The following is a 21,123-nucleotide window of genomic DNA, read 5'->3' on the forward strand; positions in this document are numbered from 1 at the left end:
ACAACACCCTTCCCTGTCTCATAATGTGTGTGATGCTGGCATGAAAGATCTCCAATGTTGGCAATCGGTTTGGTGCTATGTATCATATAAAAGGCTTTAGATGCCTGCGATACCTGTGTTAAGGTTCTGGGAAAAGTAAGGCATGTATATGAAATGTAAAAATAGCATGGGATACGTATGGAATACAGGTAAATATCAGATCAACGTGCACTGGATTAAGAACATGAATTGATTACTTTTATAGAAAAAGAAAAGGTTCAACAACGTATCTTGTGAGATGAATCTATGAAATTGAATGAAATTGTTGCGTTTTATTTGAACTAAGGTCAATAAGCAACAGCGAATGGGTACGGACCGATAAAAGCAAGTTTAAGTTGGTAGATTAAAAATACTGATGGGCATATGGATACTACGCTGCTGGCTATGCTATAAAGTCTGCTCCTTGAGCGGGTCGCGGATCATTTTGAGTATGGAGTATGGAGTATGGGAGCTGGACTAGGTATCGTTTGCAATACGGACGAAAGAAACTCAACATAGGCTAGGTTGTTTGATGAATCGTGTAAGTTGTTTAAGGTGGTGGCTTTCTCTTGCAGATTGGATGTGTAAAATGTATGAACGAGTCATCTTGAGATGTTGGATTGTACAACAGGGAGACATTACAATAACGTCATATGTTATGGTTTTGTCATGATGAGGAGGATTGTGTAAATAAACTGTGGTGAAAAACAATTTCGTGTAACTTACTTTACATCACATTAATCAATTAGACAAGAGATTTACAGACATAAGTCTTCAACTTTATTATATGTGTTAATATCACTTACACAAAACACAAAAAAGGAACACAGTTCGACAAAAAAGCGTCTCGTGTTCCTTCTCCACTCAATCCACATTCAGATAAAATCAACATATTAATTTGCTGAGAATCAGCTCACTTTTTAAACAAACCTCTGCGATGCATCACGGTAATAAAACGGTAAAAATCATAACTCGCCCCATTATCGATACTGAACAATGGATTTTTGGTGTCATATGCCAGTGCTGCATCCACAGCTGCCTTTGCCCATACTGGAACTTCCATTTGCTGACGCGCCTGCAGTTTGTCGACCTGGGATTTGAGCGCATCAAACGCTGCTTTCTCTTCGGCTGTCATCGGTTCGCCCCCTTTCGGTGGTTCGGTTGGTGGATTCGGATGACTTGGATTCGTTGGATTGGATGGCTCCGGTGGTTTCGGAGTGGCTGCTGCGTATCTTGCTCTGAGCTGTGCCGCTGTTCCCTCGAATTCATTCATATCCACGTTGCCACTAATACCATTCACCTTGCCCGAATCCGTATACTGCCAGAACGTCCAACGCTTCCATGCCGGCTGGTCTTCCGGTACACGGGTGTTGCTGTAACGTGCGATCCACAGATCGTATGAGCTGAGTGATGTATCAAAATTCCCGGCAAATGAATTGCCCGTGTATATGATCGGTTTCACACCTGTCAGACGTTGTAATTCGGTTAAAAAAGCTTTGGCAACTGTATTCATCTGCGCTTTGCTCAGGTTGCCGGGGTTGTTCTCGTAGTCCATGACGGGTGCAAGTTGTAACGCTTTGGCCCCTCCAACTTTGTTAAGTGTGTTGGCATAATGCGCCGCTTCGGCCTTGGCACCATCGGTAGATGTCGCACGGAAGAAGTGATACGTTCCGACCAGCATGCCCGCCGCCAGTGCACCGGTTACATTTTTCTGGTAATTTGGATCGGTATATGTCTGTCCCTCGGTTGCCTTGATGAATACAAATGTCATGCCACTCGCCTTCACCTTCGCCCAGTCAATATTGTCCTGGTAACGAGAGACGTCAATGCCCTGTGTGTTGCCCGAACTTCTCGTTTGCATGTTTCTCACACCCTTTATGCGGCAAATTGCCGTTTGTATCAGCATTTTACATCATTCGATTCAAGCGTTCCTAAGTACAAGTATAGACAGATTAGAGCATTCTGATCTATACATTGCTGATTGGATGTCACTCTCTGGATTGATACAAAATGTTCCTATAGTTAATGCGGTTGGATCAGGGGTTGCTTGTGTGCGTGTCCTTGATGTGTTTTATATATGTGTAGTTTCACGTGCTAGCTTGCTATAGTCGCATTACTTCTTACTATCCCCAGCCTGTGAATCTATGTCATCCGGATCTTCCTGTGAAAAAGAGTCTTTGGCACTTGGGGAGAAGTTACCGGGGAGCTCCCCGGTTCCCCCTTTGCCCTTTAGCACTTCAATGGCTTGCCGAATCACAGGCGGAATGGGAGCGCCCAACTTGCCTCCATTCTCGATAATGGACAATAACTCATTTGCGATATAAAAAAAGGCGACCGCATCCCTGAACAAATGTCCGTCTCCCAGAACACCGTCCACCAGATGAGCCACCGATACCATTGCAAATATAAATACCTTTCGTGCGATGCCGAACATCCCAACGTTACTTTCTAACTTGCCACTCATACCCGCCGCTGCGATGCCCGTTAGGTAATCGAGGATGACGAATACGAGTAGTACACCGAGCACGCCTGACCAGCCTCCGAAGAAGTAGGTTACTGAGCTGCTCATGAGTGCAATTCCCCATTTCCATAGGGTATCCCATCTTTCCATGGTTTCACCTCCATTAAGTTACTTCTATTGCTTAAATTACATAATAGTATAGTTTCAATCCACTTTAGAAATCTTAATCCTGAACAACATCTCACTTTAATGACCATATTCGATGGGGCGCTGCTATTCTGTTGCGAAATAATTGTATGTTCTTTGATTTGTTATTCCTGTACCACTGACATTAAATCCATCTACAGTAGGTACTATTTTATCATCAACTGACAAGCCGTTATCCAGACCTGCTATTCTGTTAAAAAAACTTGTACCTCCTAAACTGTAATTATTTCTTGGTGATTCTTCACTATAAATACCAAAATAAATATACATTGGTGTATTAGTAGCATTTGCAAACGTAATGTGCCGCGGTTTAAATCCCAATCCAGTTACTGATCCGGCTCCATTCGACCCTATAACAAATTGTCCTGTAGCAAATCGCTTACCAGTCTTAATTAACTGCACCTTGCTTGCAAGCGTTGACCATGTGTCATTCATGGATGCACTACCTCCCATGGCGTTAACGGCATCCACGATCCCATTTTTAGCGTTAACGCCAGATTGAAAAACATCAGGACTCCATGCGCTCCATATATTATCCATACATGTTCGCATGTACAACGTTGGTGTATTATGCGTATCCAATCTTGATGCACGTTGAATTACATGAGTTGGTGCGTTTGAATGCACAAGGACTTCGACGTAAAACCAAGCGTTAGCCACACCACCCGGTCCATTTATAGCGTTGAAACAATCGTACTGTCCACCAGTCTTTATATTATTCAAGTTAGAACTGTGGGCGAGTTGAATAACGCTACCGTTATCCTGTGTAATTTTGTACTTCTGCCATGGCTTATTGTCTACGTAGTTTTTAAGTGTATCTCCACTTGGAATAGCAATTTTTAACATGGATAAGGCTGCCACATTCTGCTGCACGGTATCAGTCAGATTCATAAGCAACGCCTTTTCGTTGTCTGCGATTGAGCCAATAAATGACACTACCGGAGATGTGTCCATCATCAGGTATGTGAAGCTGTAACCCGCGGATGGATCATATAAAGCTTGAGGTATTTGGGATGTTATCCCATTACTTCCTCCATCCACATAATCTAACCATTTCGGTTTGTCTGGTTTGCTGTCACGGAAAATACTGTTGATCTTACGCGGCGTGTGTTTTGTAAGGCTACCAGATAGTACCTTGGAGTTAATGTAATACTTATCGCCGCTTAATTGGGGCTTAACGCTTTCCCGCAACACAATCCCTGTACCAACCTCAACCTGATTATCGCCCTCTACAAACGTCAATTGCCCCTCTGACGTGATAGGCTCGACTACAGGTGTTGCAAGTTTGTATAGGAGTTGGTATGGTGCGTAATTAGGTACTTTTGATGTTGGTAAAGTACTCGTGGCAGATCCGTCTACAGTGTTTGCATCTCCTACTGGTATATTTATATATCTCCAGTACTTTGATCCACTACCCGTATAAGCAGAGTCAGATGCATCCCCAGTGTACATCTTCCATCCCATGAAATACGCCTTAATCTCATCTGCTGTCGGTGTGTATGAGTCTCCCCATCCACTGTCGGTGTTGGCTATAGAAATTTGAAAGTTATCGAATACGTCATTAGCACCGGATGATCCTATGTTCAGATTATCAGCTTGACTACTAACGGTTGCATAATCTGTTTCCTTAATAATTTTCCCATGGTATTTAGTCAGTAAACCTGATCCATCTGCGGCTGGAGACCCAGGTAAAAGTGCATTGACAACCTTAAAACCTGTACCTGATCCAAAAAAGGAATGCGTTAATGTTCCATCCAGGGCAATCCGCTTCCATTTCATCAATTTGAAATATTGACCGTCCTTCTCAAATACTTCGTCTGCATCCGTATCTGTTAATGGATTAGCGTATAACTCCGTTTGCAATGCGAGCATAACGTCTTCACGTGGTTTGAATGGTTTGGCTGTTGTTCCAATCGAGAGCATTGGATTACTGAAGAAGTATGATCCATCTTTTGGGATATTGTAGATGTTTGAAAAGTAAATACGGACGGTTAATGCTTCTGTTGTGGTGAAAGTTAGTGATTGGTTAGGAGTATTCTCCACAATAACTTTATTATTAATTGGATCGGTTACGGACAAATAGCCATTATGCTCCGCGCTATAAGTGTAAGAAACCCCTCCCGAAAGGACTAAGTCTAAATAATAATAGGCGTTCTGAGAATTTGTAACTGTGTACGTAGATTTGTAAGCACCCTTTATAGATGCAGGATTGATCCCAACAGTGTTCCAATCATAAAGTGGCGACAACAAATTCTCTCCATATCGAATTGCATATGGATTCTTTACTGGTTGCAAGCTGTCAACGTAAGGGTATTTAGCTGCGACTTGATCATCTGTCAACGATAAATCAGCTTCTGATATTTTATAAATTGCTGCCTGAGAGTATTGCACTTGTGACCCATTTGAAGCCGCCACTGTAGCATATGTTGCCGCTAATTTTAATCCTAAGCTTGAATCCCACCCATCTACGATTGCTTGCGTTACTGTGATAGATCCAAACATGTCATAAGTTGTTCCGTTTAGCGGATTACTAATGTTTTTGGCAGTGACTCTGCTAAGATTGGCCGAATAAAGGTAGAGCTGCAATTGTTGAACAGTTCCAACAACAGGTGTTGCTCGAACACGTAAGAACAATTTATCCCCAACTTTTGGAGTTAAAGAGGAAATAAATTTATTGTTGGACACTTGAGGATTAATATCAGATCCGTTACCTGTTACAGTGATTACGTTATTTGCTACTGCCTTTGTACCAGCGAATTCACTCCAATTATTAGCTACTCCGAAATTACCATCCCGTCCCAACAAATTCACCAGCGTGCGACCCTTCAATCCTTCCAACTTAAATGCCGAGGCACGCTCAGCATTAATGATTTGCAATCCTGGCTCCAACGTCACTGATCTACGCTTCTCCGTATCCAGCCGCTCTTGAATACTACTCACCTGTGCCGCGGTTTCCTCAGCCTTTTCTTCCACTTGCCCTACACCCTCATCAACCTTCTCCCAGTTCTGATCCAGATACTTATCCAGATCAAAATAGGTCGTCGATGGCGAGGAACGGTCAATCTTGTTCAATCCCAAATTCGGTGTTTTTGGTTCATTCATTTAAGCTCCACCTCCTGCAAATTTATCCTGTCGGGTCTGTTCGATCTCATCCAGCGTCATGCTTTCAACCTCCGCAATCGTCAAATACCGCAGACGATAGTCCACGGTCATATGTGCTGGTTTAATATCCTCAATCGCTGCCTTCAGATCGTCCAGATTGGGCGGTAAGCCCCATGTGTCGATGAAGCGGATTCGGATCAAGTATTCCTCAGGCGTAACGGATACATCGATCCCGCCACTTTCGTAGGCCTGCGCCACGTTCTTGAGCATGGAGCCAGAGACTTTGCCGCTGCCGCGCATTTTGGAAATGATTACGGATCTCCGCTGGTCTTCTGGCTTGGCTTGATTCGTCGGAATCTGCAAATCCCGCTCATAACGTTCCAATGCCCAGGTCGCAGACTCCGGGTAGAATTGATCCAGCACACTTTCCAAACCCACCGTAAGCTTGTCCAGCTCTACACCTTCTGTCTCCGTGAGAAGCTGCATCTCAAGCACATTTTCATACAACGGGGGCAAAAGAGTCATTAACGCCTCTGCTTTACTCATGTCACCTTCACCGTCCCAAGAACAGCTACTGCGCCGGGAGCGATCTCCAGATTGGACATACCACCATTCACCAGCAGATCGCTATAATCGATCACAGGCGGGATATCCAGAATGACATTGGCAATACGTGTCCAACGAACCAACGGATCGGCAAAAGCCAGTTCTTTCAGATACGCCGTAACACCCGTTTCAATCAGTGTCTTCACGCCCTCATACGTTGAACCAGAAGCAAGCGTGACCTGCACCTCCACATCAATAGGTATCTCTTGCGCTCCCACTACTGTGACCACGGGTCCGATTGGAGCAGCACCTTCGCCCATTCCATCCTGGGTTGGATCGATATACTCCTGCACCGCCTTAATGACCGCATCAGCAGGTGTTTGCATTTCATTATTCAGCAATGCCACTTTGACTGTACCGGGACCGTCCCACAGTGGAAAAGCCTTTGCTTTGCCCACACCGGAGTTTTCCCGTGCCCATAGCTCATACTGATATTTGTTCGCACTCGTGACCGGACGGGAAACTTTGTCCTGATAGCGATCATATAAGGCCTGATCCGTTTCCTCGTCTTCGCCAGGAACCAGCAACTGTGTCAATTCAGCTGTCGTCAGGCCGGCAATATAATCGATGGGTAGCAGTGCCCCCGTATATTCATTACCTTCCGCTCCCGCGACTTCACACTCCAACACATATTGTCCTGCCGCGATGCGCTCCACAATAACGTACACCCGATCCCCCGTGGAAAAACGACTCTCTAAAGGAACCTCAACAGGCTTACCTTCGTTATCCCGAAAACTTCCAACCCAACGTGCCTTCGTGGCCGCTTTCCGACTAATGCCAGACCAAGCCACCGCACGATCCAGATACTCTCCAGATGCTGTATCCGCAAACTTCAGGTTGGCGTTCACATCCAGCTCGATATACATCTGAGCCATTTCCACTGCCGCTGGCGCAAGCGCATCATAGATAATGCTGCCTTCACGTTTATCCACACCATCCGGTACCCTGTCCAGCATTCGGTTTAAAATAACTTCAAACGTCTGCTCTTCATACATCCATGTTCACCTCCGTCTCTTCCCTAAAGCTGCCAAAATCCGTTTCCACGGTAAAAGACACACGCACTCCATCGGCCTCGTGGACAAAATCGAACTCGGTTACATCCGAAATGCGATCATCCGGAAGCAATGCTTCGCGAATCCAGCGTTCCAGTTCCGATTCAACCATGGATCTCCCGGCCATTCCTTCCCAGGACCATTCCATACCATAATCCGAAGAATAGATTAGATGCTCGTAGCGGCGTGTGGACAACGCTTTATACACCGCCTGTTTTACCGCATCTTTTCCATCCAGTTGCAATCTTCCAATTCGTTGTCCCGAAGCTTGAAACACATAGGTCAGACTTGGAAGCACAGCGGCTTCTTCCTGATCTTCTGCGCTAATCTGCGCCCCCTGTGGAATCATGGATTCACCAGCCGATCCAGTACGACAAAGCTGTCTCCACCTTGAACACGTAACAACAAGACATGGTCACCCACGGTCCAAGCTTTGTTCACTACGGATTCCGGCAGTACCAGAAAAGGTTCAGCCAATGCCAACCGTTGTTCAACGGTGATCTCCAGAGGCTGTGTGTTTGTCACGCTTCCGTACATTATCTGAACGGGAGACTTGGCATCTACAGCGGCCACCGCCGCCTTTTTAATCACGTCCAGCATCATTTATCGTTACACCACCTTCAAATCCAGTGACATCGTATGCACGCCCCCCTGTACCTTATGCGTACATTCGTCTACCAGAAAATATTGATTAATCTTGAGTTCATTGATCTGGATGTTGACAAAACTGCCTGCCCTTACCTTGAAATCGCCAAGCGCGTCCACTTTCATTGTCTGCGTCTCGCGGTTACGGAGGGTCATCAGCGTCTTCAACATGGCATCAATCTGACCTTCGTTCAGGCCATCATCCGCTTTTTGGTACAAAAAAAGCAGCCCCCATTGACGGATGCTGCCTGAATCCTGATGAACATAGGTTTCTCTTTTTCCCGTATCCTTGTTATCCCGATACAGCTTGATCTTGTTATATGTCTGGTCGTCAATCGACCGCGTATAACTGTAATCCGTGAGCAGACTGTTATCCCCGATGACAAAGCCGTAAGGCATCTCTTCCACATCCCGAAGCACAAGTTTGCCGAAATCATCGTAGAAGATATAGTTTTTACCGCCATAGATCAGCGTTCGGTCCAACGCCTCACAGATCATGTCAATCAGCTTTTTGTTATCGAATAACATACGCGGAATAACATATTTCGGCTGAATCAGATCACCAGTCTTCAACAGGAAATCCTTTGAAATTCGTTTAATTACATCCGCAGCAGTGGCATTAACGAACTTGTACGTCTGATTCGCGGTTAGATAACGAGTCTGGTCGTAGGCCTTGATTTTGACACTTTCGTCCTTACCGCTATCCACCGAGAAGATATATCCGTAAAATATGCCTACCTCGTTGCTGATATATTTCACGACATATCCATTCTCATATGTGAATTTCTTATTCTGGTACAGACTGCCCTTGATCAACGTGAATTCCAGAGAGGAAGGTTTGCCGATGCGGGAGGTTTTGTACGTAATGTCACCGGCAATTTCGCTAATGTCCCAGATGTTGCCCTGCTTGTCATCCAGTAATAACCGTTCCTTCATGTTTGCCAGCTTATCATCCAGCCTGATCTGCTCTTGCATATTCCCTCTCCTTTCACGGAAGCTTGATCACAAGTCCAATCGGCAGCTTCTTCAGTTGTGCATCTTTGATGCTATTCAGCTTTTGCAACTCTTTCCAGCGAGATCCATCTCCCAGATGGGCTTTAGCTACAGACCACAAGGAGTCTCCGGCTTTGAGTGTGACGGTCTTTGGCTGAATTTTTTCATTGGGCCGAGAGGCTTTGGTTTTTGTTTTCGAAGCAGCCGTATCCTTGCTGTCCTTGAGTGGCACTACTTTTTTGGCGGCATAAAAAATGAACTGCTTCAGCTTGATATCGTACTGGATATCGCCCACCGTACCCGCTGTCTCCTTCCAGTCGAAGCTCTCAATGGAAACCGCCATATTAATGGTGTACCTTGCACTGGAAAAGAACAGTCTGACGGGTCTGCCCGTCTGCATCCAGCGGATGATCTTTTTCACATATTCATAGGGATCACGGTAAAACTGCTTCTGAATTGCCGGATGTCCTGCATCGTAGTTCAGATGATAAGGGCTGTAATCTGCCGGAAAAATCCCGCTGAAACTGACTTCGCGCAGCTTCGGCGACTTGATCACGTTAATTTCACCCAAAGCGCTAACGTTAAACGTACTGCCGTCTCCCGAATCCGAAAACTCAATGCTCTCTGGTGTGACCGGGAAAAACATGTATTCGGAGCGGTTATTGAAGCTTAGTTGAATATAATATTCCACTTATCCATACACCCCCTGAGCACTGGAGACGATCTGACTGTTCAGTCCATCGGTGATTTTGCTGATGATGCTGTCCACATCATGTCCGCTGTTGATATCCCCTGTGGTGACCTGAACGGTTGGCGTCAGACTGACGAATCGTTGAATCGCCTGCATCTCGGCAAGCTCACGCATCAGCTTCAGATCCTCGCTCGTCACATCCACTGTGCCGTCCACGTCACCAATCTTGTCCACCTGTCCGATATTGTTGATTTTGTTGATGTTACTCATGTTGCTATTGGGAACAACGGCGGGAGTAGGTGCAGTTGGTATCGATGGCATGGAAGGTGTTTTTGGAGTTGAGCCGCCGAATTTTCCGGGTAATTTATCAGAGCCGTTGGGAAATAGGCCTTTGGTGGTATCCATCAAATCATTCCCCTGGCCAAATCCCTTATCAAATGCATCCTTATAATCCGCAGAAGCATCCATTCTCCACAGGCTAACAACGTCCTTTTGGCTCTCAGGAGCACTCGCTTCAAGGTCACTCATTAAACCCTGTATCTTACCGCTCATTGAATGAATGTTAGCATCATCCACTAGTTTAATACCGCCCCAATCGGTACCGAAAATTTTATTCAGATAGGGTATTAATTTATTTATACCCCCGATCATCCAGTTGATCTGATCTTTGAAACCACCTGCGAAATCCTCAATTCCCTTTGTAATGTTGAACAGAATTTGGAGTACAATGAGTCCCATGTCAACAAACAACTTTTGGAATGCATATGCTGGATCTCTGAATACATTGATGACAAATTCAGCCCAAGACATGAAATAATTCAGAATGGATGCAAAAATTGATTTCATATGCTCGTAAACCATATAAAAATAACCTATAATCGCTCCCACCATATCCCCAGCTGTAACTCCACATAATTGCAAAATAAAGATGAGTCCTGCAATGGCAACAATTACAAGCAAGATAGGCCAGTTAGCTACCAACCATGCCGCTGCCAGTAAATAAACCTGAGCGATTACAACTCCGAGCGTAATAATTATATTGGCTAGTAGCACTAAAGCAATGGCTGTTAATATAGGCCCGATGATAGCCCAATTTTCTTGCACAACTGTAGCAAAATTGATGAACCCATCCACGATAAATGCCACCACTTGAGCAATAATTGCGAAGGCCCCACCAATCCATTCGATGAAAGCACTGAACTGACCTGAGCTTATGGCTTCGTTTAATCGGTCAAGCACAGGAGATAAAACTTCCAAAGCTCTTGTCCCGATTTCAGATAGTATTCCATTGAACTGATTCACGAGAGCCGTCCATTTTTGCAATGGAGAATCCAGCATCGTATCAAAGGCTTCTTGTGTGTAACCTTGCATTTCAAGAACCGTCTGCAAACCTTGTATAAAACCGTCAAGATCTTTAGTCTGAATAAATTCACCTAATCCAGCCCCGGTCAATGCACTCTCCGGGATGTTAAATTGACTAGCCAAGTCTGTATTTTTTCCATTCATGGCACTAACAATAGCCTTGGATGCATCGGTCAGACTTTTATTATCCGGTGACAACATACTCAGTCGTTGAGTCATTTCATTTAACTGATCTACCTGCCCTGTATTCTGTGCCAATGGCACGAAGCCTAGAGAAGATTTAAGCGAATCATTGACATCCTGACCACTCTTGGAGGCTTGATCTCGATACTTATTATAGATGCTTTCCCCGAGCCCCGGATCTTCTGCGGCAACCATGTAACGATATTTGAAGTCTTCTTGTTCAGCAGCCGCTTTTAACACGACACTTCCAGCGGACTTTACCATTTGAACCCACTTGGAGAGTTTGCTCAGATTATCACCCAAAGCATTGCTTGTATCATCAGCCGTATCCTCCAACTTTTCCATCAGATTAATCGTTACATTCATTTGCTGGTTTATTTGATTAAAGTGGTTGGATATGTTCGTTTGGTTAAATTGATTCAAATTAACATGGTTAATCTGATTGAAGTTGTTCAAAATTTCGGTTGTTTTTACCTGAATTAGATTTAAGTTATTGATCAGATTATTTACGGATGGAGGATTAATTACATTGATACTTGTATCGGACATCTATTTCTCCCTCCTTTCCTCTTTATTTCTTCCGGGCTCGGCTCTTGGATCGTTCTTTCTTCTCTTCCTCTACCCGGATGGAGATCATCGCATAGATGGCCGCTCGTTCTCGCATGGAGAAGGCCATTAGCTCATGCGGCAAAATGTTTAATTCATGGAGAGCGTAATAAGCCAGATTGGCTTCGGAATCGCCCTCTTTAATTAGTTTTTTACGTCATCCACCAGTTCGTTCATGTCCTGATTGAAGCCGTTCAGCTTCTGAACCTGTTCACCGAGCGAAGCAAATTCCCCAGGCAACAACATTTTCCGCAAAAGCGATTCCGCCCCCATTACGCCATACGAACGTTGGAGTTCAGCATTTTTCAGATCGGGATACACGACACTTGCGCTCATCAGACGAGCCATATAATCATTGGCATCAATGTCGGGTGTGTAGACACCGTTCTTACCCTTAATTTTGCGGGTAGCTGCCTTGCGGCATTCCTGGTTTTCGTCCTCGGTCATGCTGCGCAGTTTCCAGGCAACCGGCTCGCCTTTCTCATCTTTAAAACGGGGGGATACGATAAACTCTTCCGTTGTATCCATTGCTGCATTTTGTGCAAAAAACATACTCAATCCACTCATGTATTGTTCCTCCTCTAAAGTTAGGCTCCCCGCCGCAAAAAGCGGCGAAGAGCAGAATTTTGACACGCCAAATAGCCCGTAACACAGGCAAGTTGAACAGGTTTCTTTTACAAACCCGCTGCTAATTTATACTCTTTATTAATTCTCAAATCATTATGCTTTCCACGCTACATTACTTCGGCAGATTGAACGATACAGGCATATCGACATCTTCAAAGGTAAAGCTTACTTCTTCCTCTAACGCCTCGGCCTCGGTATCCAGGGATGCCATGATCACACTGTCGAGGTTGACGCCTTTGAGGGTTACCGTCTGTTTGCCAATCGTAGAGGAAGGATCTTCGTTGGTCACTTCAATGTCGAAGTACGTGTCCACACCATTCTGCATGTACTGGAGCATCAGCTCACGGAAACGGGATGTGGTATAAAAGATTGTCATGGAACCCGAGCCAGACCAACCGGTTGCTTTGTGCTGTACACCGCGGCGACCCAACGTTTTGACTTCTGCTTTTTGCTTCTCCACCGTTGCTTCCAGCGTCTTCACATAGAACATTTCTTCCGTCTGTCCGTTAATCGTTGCGTATGCGCGGCCTTCCTGGCCGGAGATCGTGTCGCTTGCTTTCAAAAATGCCATCTTAAACCACCTTCACTTTCATATATACTTTTTCAACGGAATCCACAGGTTGGACCTGAATCTCGATCAGAATACTGTCAGTTTCATTGCCCGGAGCAACAGTGATATCTGTTTTTGAATCAAAATTTTGAATCGCCCCAATATCCTGAAGCTGCTTCAGGTAAGTGACACATTGGGAACGGAACAGGCTGCGCCCATCATCGTTGTTGTTCACTTTGCCGATATAGTAGGACTCGAAAATCCGTTTCATATCGTTAGCGATGCCATCGAGTACGCGGACAACACGGTTTTTGGCAAAATGACGTGCCTTATCCGGTGTCACGGAACGGAACGTATTAACATCCTGCTCCACCACCGCGCGGTTGCTGCTAGCCGTAAACACAAACTCGCCATTACGCAAGGCTGCTTCTGTCTCGGTATGTGTCAATCTGCCATTCACATCCACGGCATCGTCATAAGCACGGAACGTCAGGGATTCATTCAGGTTAGCTCCCGCTGTTGCGCCTGCTGTCCATGTTACGGTTTGTTTTGGTGACAGGACCGTACCATCTGCGAGCACAACACCATTTTTGACACTGATAATGCCTTCATGATCTGCAGCAGGATAATCGGACAGAACGAGTTGCACTTTCTTGCCCTCGGTATCACGCAAACGCTTGATGTAAGCTGTGTAGACTGACTTGAGTGTGGCATCGTCTGAGACCAGACCGACCGTGTTAAAATCCAGTACTTCCAGCTTGGTCAGGAAATCAGCATGCTCTTGGTTCGTTGCTGTACCATCTAATCCACCCGTTAGTGGAAGTGACGCTGTAGCTGTGAGTGCACCTTCACCAGTAAATGTGACGTATGCGTTGGATTCCAGAGCTTCGATGGTAGACGCGGTTTGTTTGTCAACTTCTTTACCCGCAAGCAAAGTGGAGACATCCAATTGTTCCGGTTCGTTGATATTCGCGGAGATTACAACAGCCAGATCATTACCACGTACACCACCGTGTTGGGCTGTCACTGTCAGTTTGTCCAAGGTTGCCTTGGCTTTGGTACCTGCATTGAGTCGGTAAAGAAGCAAGGTCTGCGCCCGTTTCAATGCCTCGCGGATCAGCAGCATTTGCGGTGCTGTCCAGTCATAGCCTAATTTGGCTTGTACATCTTCACCTGCTTGTATTGTCAGAATTGTGCCAGCTTGTCCCCATGACAACGGAAGTGCCAATGCCACCGTTCCCCGCTCCCCTACCGTACCCGGCAATGAGCCCTCTGATGCAAAATTCATATATACGCCGGGGCGTACCTTGTTTTGTGTTGTCCATGTTCCTCCAGCCATTATTGTGCCTCCCCATTCATAAATTGTTGGATATGTTGCTGTGCTTCTTGCAAAGTGTATGTTTGTTTTTCCAGCAGAACTGCTGCCAAAATATCTTTCTCCATCCGGCTGAGTTGCCGGGATTCGGCGAACTGTGCTTTGCTGTATTTTTGATTGTTTTTCTGTTGAGCTTCCGGTGTTTTAGGATCCGGTTCTTTTTTCGTAAACATTGCCAAAGCGCCTCCTATTCCTTTCATGTAGATCCCCTCATTTTGGTTATTTAAGTTCAATAAAGAATAGTTACACTAGCAAGTCCAAAAGCAGAGCAACCTTCGTTATGTGGAACTCATATCGTTATTCTCTCGTAGCTTTAAGTGCGGTGGGTCGCTGTTCCAGTTGTTGCATAGTAGCGGCGGGCTCCGACACTTTGGTGGTTCGCATGGTGTAGTACACCAGCATGCGCGGAGTATCGTTCTCCGTCTCCCAACGTAGCTCTGTTGCGCGATAGGGTGTGCCCTCCACGTCGATGGTTTCCAGCGCTTCGAAGAGCTCATCCGGCAGGGTGGCTGGGATATCGTTTGGATCGAGCCACCGGATTTCAAAGGCGTGAGATTGCACGAAGCGATCGCTGCGTTCCCGGGTGAGTTGAGCGGACAGCAAGCGGTAGGAGATGCCTTTTTCGGCAGGAGTCGAGTTACCACCTACTGATGCTGGGTGGATCGGGATGTTAGGGAAATGCTGCGTCAGAGCATCAGCAATGGCAGTGGTTAGTTGGTTTGTGGTCATGGTTCACCTCCCATTTTTGATTAGAATTGATTGAAGTATGATTTTGTATTTAACAAGCGGTAGCTTACGATCTTAAGTGTTCTAAATATAAGTTCAGAACTAGTCTTAAGACACAAGCGATTCACCTGTTGTCATATCCAGTATTAGATAGAATTTCATTGAAAATATAAACCATACGACTGCACCCTAAATATGGTGACCATCACCTAGGAGGACATCCATCAGTTGATCTATAGCCAACATTATGAAAATAAACGTCTTACCTTCAAATTTTAAACAATCCCATATTGTCTTGAGCTGCCGGCGTCAACAATGACACTACCATTTGGCTACTTTCTCCAACTCAGTTGCTCAAAAAAGTCTCCTAATTACTCCAGAGGACTTAATAATCCGCACCACTTTAGCACATCTTTTACATTGATTCGACTATTAATGCACTATTGTTACCTGGGAAATTCACAGATCCCTCACTAACTACAATTAAACTAAAGTTACGACTATTATCAAAACCACCGTTAGGTTTCGTGGTTGAGTTGCTATAACCGTAACCACCTTGATGCACATTATTCCACGACACATACGAATCAACTCGTGCAACCACCATCGCAACTCCCGATAGCAGGTTTACATGTATTTGTGCAATTGACCAAAATGAATTTACGCTATCGTTTGTAGTACCGTTACTTCCAATGTAATTATGAGTTGATAGGATCCAGTCAACCCCGTTAGCATCTCTTAATCGAAGTTCAAACTTATCAGACGCTTTACTCTGAACAGACCATCTGTCATTGAATATACTTGATCCAATAGGCGTACGCCCATAAGCCGATATAATACTTGTACCACCTGGAAATGTTGCAAGTACAAACGGGACACCCGACCCTGAATTAATAAAACCTGTGGGTGAAGTTGTTGACTGATAATACGCTTGTTTAACTTTAGTTACATTACTCGCCATCGTTGCGAAAGAAGCATTTGCCGCTGTTAGTACTCCCTTGCCAGTAATCGCAGCAGCAATTGATGCTTTACCGTTACTGACAGATTGCTTTAAATCAGAAAGTGCTGTCACTCCGTTCTTATCTCTGAATAACAATTCTCCTCCGTATTCGTTTGCGATTGTAAAGTCCTTCCCACCGGGAGTACCAAATCCGACGTATCCCTTTCTACCTGAGTTCTGGCCTTCTGGCAAGAAACCTTGATAAACATGAGTTGAACCCACGAGGTGTAATACTCCTGCATCGCCAACTATAGATCCCCCGGACCTTGGCAGGCTAGCATTCTTCGCATTTGTCTCAGCCGCCACCCTCGCATCCCTTATCGCCTTCTCCGTTGCCGCCACCGTCTCAGATGTCCCATCCGTCTTACTTGACAACTGCACCTTCCCTTTTTGCGTCAACGACGCATCAGGAATATCCATATGACTCACCGCTTCACGGAGCGCATCCAAATCCTCTTGCGTTGCAACACCAGCATCAATCTTTTCGAAAATCATACTAATACTATCCCGGGTCACTCTTTCGTTCCCCAAGGGAAGAGGTAATTTCAATCGATCGGTTTCTTGTGGCATTACGCCCACACCTCCAGTTCATTCCACGTCAAAGACGCGGCGTCCAGTTCATCCCATGTTTTCTGCTTCTTATCCAGATCGTCCCAGATCAGATAACGATACTCATATTCCACGACCATATGGGCCGGTTTCAACTCTTCAATTGCCCGTTTGAGATCATCGATATTGGGCGGAATGCCCATCGTGTCCACAAAACTCACCGTAAAACTCCACGCTTCCGGTTGAAATGTTACATCCACTTTTCCCCCGGCATATGCCTCAGCCACATTCGCAACCAACCTGCCAGAGAACTTCCCGGCACCACGCAGCTTCGATTCCACCACGGCGCGCCTTTGTTCCACGGGTTTGAGACGATCTGTCTCAATGCCGAGCTCCTGCTCCCAGAAGTCCAGCCCCCATGTCGCTGTACGGACAAAAAACTGCTCCAACGTCTCATCCAGCGCCTGGTACAGCAGATCCATCTCGACGCCTTTGGCCTGCATATCGGCCTGCATGACGCGCGAAGTCTCGTAATACCTTGGCAAATACGAGAACAACTCCCGCCCTTTCTCACTCGTCAGTCCAACATCTACAGTAGAAGGAGCACTCATGCCCTGTCCCCTCCCTTCCTTGCATATCATCATGGAGCGTCTCGCTCACTAGCTCTAACCCGGAACGGAGTATTTCTCCCAATCTTCCTTGGTCTCCGCACTCCAAAACTACTTCCTCGTCCACCATCTGCCCAATGTTACTCATGAACATCCACCGTCCCCAGCACGGCCACCTGGCTCGCGGTCATCTCGATATTCTGGTCACTTACACCGTTTACGGTAAGCTCCGAATAGTCGATAATGGGCGGAATGTCCAGCAGAATCGCGGCAATGCGAGTGTAACGAACGAGTGGATCGGCAAAAGCCAACTGCTTCAAATACGCGGTCACCCCGCGTTCGATCAATGCTCGTACATCGGCCAACGTTGCATCACTGGCAAGAGTCAGCTTCACCTGAATGTTCATCGGCACTTCCACCGCTGGCATCACGGACACCACTGGCCCCGCCGGCGCAACGCCTTCACCCTGTCCATCTTGCGTTGGATCTACGTACTTCTGCACCGCCGCCACCAAATCCGTACCCGCAGCACGTTTGTCCGTGTCCAGCAGATACAATCCAACCGTACCTGGCCCTTGCCACAACGGAATAACACGCGTTGCACCAACACCTGGTACTTCACTGGCCCATTGCACATATTGCGATTTGTTGCCGCTTGTCCCTTGGTTGCGGACTTTGGCATAAAAGCGTTCCAACAACGCCGTATCGGCCTCAATATCCGCACCGCCTTTGATCACATCAACGTTCGTGACAGAATTCACGCCACTTACAGGTGTAGAAAGCACAGTTACCGTGCCAGCAGGCACATTGCTTTCTTTTCCGGCAACAAGCGCTCGCACGCCTACCACCCCGGACCCCTCTGCATCCAGTTCCAAACGTCCCACTGTCTCATATTCGAGCGAAGCTTCAGCAGATACTTCATCCGCGAGCGTTGCCACGACCGTGCCCACAGGCACAACTTTCCCCGGCGTACCCATGAACCTCACTGCACCTTGTGCCGCCACAGCAGCCCGCCGCGTGATGCCGTGCTCTCCTGCCCGCAGATCCAGCTCTTCCGAACGAAAATTCGGATCACTGCTCGCCGCAGTACTAGCAAACCCTCGCCGAAGTAATTCCTGCGCCCACAATGCCGCTTCAGACAGCATAAACGCAACCGGAGCCTCCGCATCCCACAGAAACGATCCTTCCGACTTATCCAGATCTGCGGGCAGACGATCCAGCATACGCTGCATAATCTGTTCCTCCGTCTGGTCCTCCAAATAACGCGGAATCTCAGCCATCCCGTCAGATCACCTCACTTTCCAGAATAAACATCTCTTCCTGCACACTCGCCACCCGGCACGAGAACATGCACTGCTCCCGATTCCAATCAAACGTGAACTGGTCTACCGATTCCGTGCGTGGATCAGCCAGCAACGTTTCCGGCACCATCCGGGTAATCTCACTTTCCATCACACCTCGGCTATCACCCTGACCCACCAGATCCTCCAGCTCCGAACCATAGTTTCGGGAATAGATCACATGTCTGTAACGTGGCGTTTTCACTGCCTTAATGCACCATTGCACCCAGGCTTCATGTGCATCCGCTGCGGCTACTTTACCACTTGGGGTCAATACAAAATCCCCTACATCGTAATCGAATCGCCAGCTCCGCCCAAAGCGCACCTCTTCCGAAGCTGCCCCCGACAGATCCTCCTCATCTCCCCAGACCACACCCGTTTCCGGGAACAAACTAGGCATGCGCACTCACCACCTTACACAGCACCACAATGTCGTTACCGCCATTCACCCGCATCACCAGCACGCGATCTCCCGCTTTTAATCCCTTACCAAGAGACCACACCGCTTCTTCAACTTCCTCTTCTTGCAAAAGAAACCGTCCCGTGCCCGTTGTTCCGCCGTTTGCCACGTCAGGTATACCGGAAATCGCGCCAGCAGTCTCGCGCTCCGGCAGTCCAAGCGTGCCCGGCAACTCGGCCACGAGATAATCCTGCACTTCGTGCTTGAAATCATCCAGCTTCACGCCGGACGAGGTCATCGTACCCAGTACTGCTCCCAGCCCGCTCACAGCCTGACGAGAATGTGTACTCATCGCACCCCGCATGACGTCGGCAAAATGCCCATACGGATCATCTTTATTCAAGGTAATACCTCCTTTTCACCAGCTCAGTCGTCCCCAGCTCTAACGTCATCGTTCCAGGTCCGGCAGACAGATCACGGCTGACCGACATGACGATTAGCTTCAGTCCTTTCAACAACACTGCGTCCCCGGAGCGAATCGTATTGATATCCGGTGCCGATATCGTAAAGGTCTCCTGAATACCCGTCAGATGACTTTTCGCCAGTTTTTTCGCGGCAGTTGTCGATTTCACCTGATCGTCCTCTACCAGCTTTTGCAATGTGCCCAGTTCTTCCACACCATTCTGCTCAATTGCAAGCACTTTGGAAGGAACTTCTTTGCCACTCGGTGACTCCGACGCTGCCATCACTTTAACTTTGGTAACCGCCCCTTCGAGCGTACGCATCTGGGTCAGATCAATCAGTCGATCCAGCTCATAAACCTTCGCATTACTGCCGACCTGGAAGAGTTGCAACCCGCCGGGTGTCATCCGTGGATGGTACATTTCCCCGCCGGACTTCGCCGTTTCTTTCAGATCGGCAAACATCATCGAAAAGATCGTCTGTGACCGATACACGGCTTTTCCCAGCTTTGTCTTGGTTTCCGGCAGCGTAGCATATGGAATCTTCCACTCTTTGGCGTAGGTTTTGAGTCGTTGCGTAGCGGTCTGATCCTTAGGCAACAGGAACTCGTCCTCTGATTTTTCCAGATATATCATTCGGTCGTACACCGTGAGAGACAACCGCTTGGTGCCGCTGTTCGAGCTTTCCACCTCCCAGATGACCGCAGGATGCAACAGATGAACCATGGATTTTTCGCCAAAAGGAACCCCGCTAATCCGCACCGCCATGCCCGGTGAGATCGAAGGCAGACCGGAAGATGCAGACACCGCCAGCCGGATGTTAGCCTGATAGGCAATCTGGTCAAGCGAGTCCTTCAGCGTAATCGTCTCCACCAACTTGGTGATGTCGTATTTGTCGTCGACAATGACCTTGTAGGTCATGGCATCACCAGCTTTTGTCCGGGCTTGATCCGGTTCGGATCACTCCCGATGATCTTTGCGTTGAGCTTGTAGATCTCGTTCCATTTGGAACTGCTACCCAGCTCAAGCTTTGCTATTTTGGACAGGGAGTCGCCAGATTTGACGGTGTAGGTCTTGCTACTCTTTTTCAAATCGGTACGAGAACCTGACTTGCCCCCGGATGCCGCAGAGCCCACCTTTTCCACCTTGGAATCCCGCCATGTGCGTAGGGTCAGGTCGAAATAAATATCCCCTGTCTCCCCCCCACGAAAGCTCGAATTAAGCGAAACAATAAAAACAGGCACGTTCACGCCCGTCTCTGAAATGATGAAACGCAGCGGCTTTTTCGATACCAGAAACGTATTCAGCATATTCATCGCTACCCGCGGATCTGGAAAATCTTCTTTGTCCATGCAATAGAAGGCATCATACTCTTTGGGAAAAAAAGAAGAGAAGGTGATCTCCTTCACCTTCTCCCCTTGCGCAAAATCAAACTCGCCATGCTCCAGCATATTAATCGTTTCATACCCTTTGGACCTGGAAATACTCACCTCTTCCGGGTTCACCGGGAATTGAAATGAAGTGCCGCCATCCTTCAGCGTAAATGCCATTTTGTTAGGAC

Annotated in this window: 22 protein-coding genes; all 22 read right to left on the reverse strand. The window is 46.9% G+C overall.

Annotation, left to right across the window (positions count from 1 at the left end; all coding sequences use genetic code 11):
- Positions 1-931: 931 nt before the first annotated feature.
- Positions 932-1,879, reverse strand: coding sequence for a glycoside hydrolase family 25 protein (locus tag QF041_RS14100; protein WP_307414621.1), 948 nt, complete (start codon positions 1,877-1,879; stop codon positions 932-934).
- A 252-nt stretch (positions 1,880-2,131) separates the two neighbouring features.
- Positions 2,132-2,629 carry a phage holin family protein gene (locus tag QF041_RS14105; RefSeq protein WP_307414622.1) on the reverse strand — a complete coding sequence of 166 codons (498 nt, stop codon included), beginning with the start codon at positions 2,627-2,629 and terminating at the stop codon, positions 2,132-2,134.
- A gap of 123 nt (positions 2,630-2,752) precedes the next feature.
- Entirely contained in the window at positions 2,753-5,788 is a 3,036-nt protein-coding gene (locus QF041_RS14110; RefSeq protein ID WP_307414623.1) for a pyocin knob domain-containing protein, read from the reverse strand.
- Positions 5,789-6,334, reverse strand: a complete 546-nt coding sequence (locus tag QF041_RS14115; RefSeq protein ID WP_307414624.1) for a putative phage tail protein — start codon at positions 6,332-6,334, stop codon at positions 5,789-5,791.
- Entirely contained in the window at positions 6,331-7,389 is a 1,059-nt protein-coding gene (locus QF041_RS14120; protein ID WP_307414625.1) for a baseplate J/gp47 family protein, read from the reverse strand. The genes QF041_RS14115 and QF041_RS14120 overlap by 4 nt, the downstream gene beginning before the upstream one ends.
- The gene (locus tag QF041_RS14125; protein ID WP_063564533.1) at positions 7,382-7,795 is read right to left on the reverse strand and encodes a DUF2634 domain-containing protein; all 414 of its coding nucleotides are present in this window, start codon (positions 7,793-7,795) and stop codon (positions 7,382-7,384) included. The genes QF041_RS14120 and QF041_RS14125 overlap by 8 nt, the downstream gene beginning before the upstream one ends.
- Positions 7,792-8,049: a DUF2577 family protein gene (locus tag QF041_RS14130; RefSeq protein ID WP_051447218.1), complete on the reverse strand. Its 258-nt coding sequence runs from the start codon at positions 8,047-8,049 to the stop codon at positions 7,792-7,794. The genes QF041_RS14125 and QF041_RS14130 overlap by 4 nt, the downstream gene beginning before the upstream one ends.
- 6 nt (positions 8,050-8,055) lie before the next feature.
- Positions 8,056-9,066 carry an XkdQ/YqbQ family protein gene (locus QF041_RS14135; RefSeq protein WP_307414626.1) on the reverse strand — a complete coding sequence of 337 codons (1,011 nt, stop codon included), beginning with the start codon at positions 9,064-9,066 and terminating at the stop codon, positions 8,056-8,058.
- Positions 9,067-9,079: 13 nt separating this feature from the next.
- On the reverse strand, positions 9,080-9,775 hold the full coding sequence (locus QF041_RS14140; protein WP_307414627.1) for a LysM peptidoglycan-binding domain-containing protein: 696 nt from the start codon (positions 9,773-9,775) through the stop codon (positions 9,080-9,082).
- Positions 9,776-11,869: a phage tail tape measure protein gene (locus QF041_RS14145; RefSeq protein ID WP_307414628.1), complete on the reverse strand. Its 2,094-nt coding sequence runs from the start codon at positions 11,867-11,869 to the stop codon at positions 9,776-9,778. It lies immediately after the preceding gene.
- A gap of 201 nt (positions 11,870-12,070) precedes the next feature.
- Positions 12,071-12,493 carry a phage tail assembly chaperone gene (locus tag QF041_RS14150; protein WP_307414629.1) on the reverse strand — a complete coding sequence of 141 codons (423 nt, stop codon included), beginning with the start codon at positions 12,491-12,493 and terminating at the stop codon, positions 12,071-12,073.
- Positions 12,494-12,665: 172 nt separating this feature from the next.
- A complete protein-coding gene (locus QF041_RS14155) occupies positions 12,666-13,124 on the reverse strand; it encodes a phage tail tube protein (protein ID WP_017690162.1) in 459 nt (152 codons plus the stop codon).
- A 1-nt stretch (position 13,125) separates the two neighbouring features.
- Positions 13,126-14,442 carry a phage tail sheath family protein gene (locus tag QF041_RS14160; protein WP_307414630.1) on the reverse strand — a complete coding sequence of 439 codons (1,317 nt, stop codon included), beginning with the start codon at positions 14,440-14,442 and terminating at the stop codon, positions 13,126-13,128.
- On the reverse strand, positions 14,442-14,678 hold the full coding sequence (locus QF041_RS14165; protein ID WP_307414631.1) for a YqzN/YkzM domain-containing protein: 237 nt from the start codon (positions 14,676-14,678) through the stop codon (positions 14,442-14,444). Before QF041_RS14165 ends, QF041_RS14160 begins: the two co-directional genes overlap by 1 nt.
- A 97-nt stretch (positions 14,679-14,775) precedes the next feature.
- A complete protein-coding gene (locus tag QF041_RS14170) occupies positions 14,776-15,207 on the reverse strand; it encodes a phage tail terminator family protein (RefSeq protein ID WP_307414632.1) in 432 nt (143 codons plus the stop codon).
- A 412-nt stretch (positions 15,208-15,619) separates the two neighbouring features.
- Complete coding sequence (locus QF041_RS14175) at positions 15,620-16,774, reverse strand: tail fiber protein (protein WP_307414633.1); 1,155 nt, start codon at positions 16,772-16,774, stop codon at positions 15,620-15,622.
- Positions 16,774-17,364, reverse strand: a complete 591-nt coding sequence (locus QF041_RS14180; protein WP_307414634.1) for a YmfQ family protein — start codon at positions 17,362-17,364, stop codon at positions 16,774-16,776. The genes QF041_RS14175 and QF041_RS14180 overlap by 1 nt, the downstream gene beginning before the upstream one ends.
- 137 nt (positions 17,365-17,501) lie before the next feature.
- Entirely contained in the window at positions 17,502-18,641 is a 1,140-nt protein-coding gene (locus QF041_RS14185) for a baseplate J/gp47 family protein (RefSeq protein ID WP_307414635.1), read from the reverse strand.
- Between the two features lie 4 nt (positions 18,642-18,645).
- A complete protein-coding gene (locus QF041_RS14190; RefSeq protein ID WP_307414636.1) occupies positions 18,646-19,101 on the reverse strand; it encodes a DUF2634 domain-containing protein in 456 nt (151 codons plus the stop codon).
- Positions 19,094-19,504, reverse strand: a complete 411-nt coding sequence (locus tag QF041_RS14195) for a hypothetical protein (protein WP_307414637.1) — start codon at positions 19,502-19,504, stop codon at positions 19,094-19,096. Before QF041_RS14195 ends, QF041_RS14190 begins: the two co-directional genes overlap by 8 nt.
- Positions 19,497-20,483: an XkdQ/YqbQ family protein gene (locus QF041_RS14200; RefSeq protein ID WP_307414638.1), complete on the reverse strand. Its 987-nt coding sequence runs from the start codon at positions 20,481-20,483 to the stop codon at positions 19,497-19,499. Before QF041_RS14200 ends, QF041_RS14195 begins: the two co-directional genes overlap by 8 nt.
- Positions 20,480-21,112, reverse strand: coding sequence for a LysM peptidoglycan-binding domain-containing protein (locus tag QF041_RS14205; protein ID WP_307416965.1), 633 nt, complete (start codon positions 21,110-21,112; stop codon positions 20,480-20,482). Before QF041_RS14205 ends, QF041_RS14200 begins: the two co-directional genes overlap by 4 nt.
- Positions 21,113-21,123 lie beyond the last annotated feature (11 nt).

The sequence above is a fragment of the Paenibacillus sp. W2I17 genome (genome assembly GCF_030815985.1).
Classification (GTDB): domain Bacteria; phylum Bacillota; class Bacilli; order Paenibacillales; family Paenibacillaceae; genus Paenibacillus.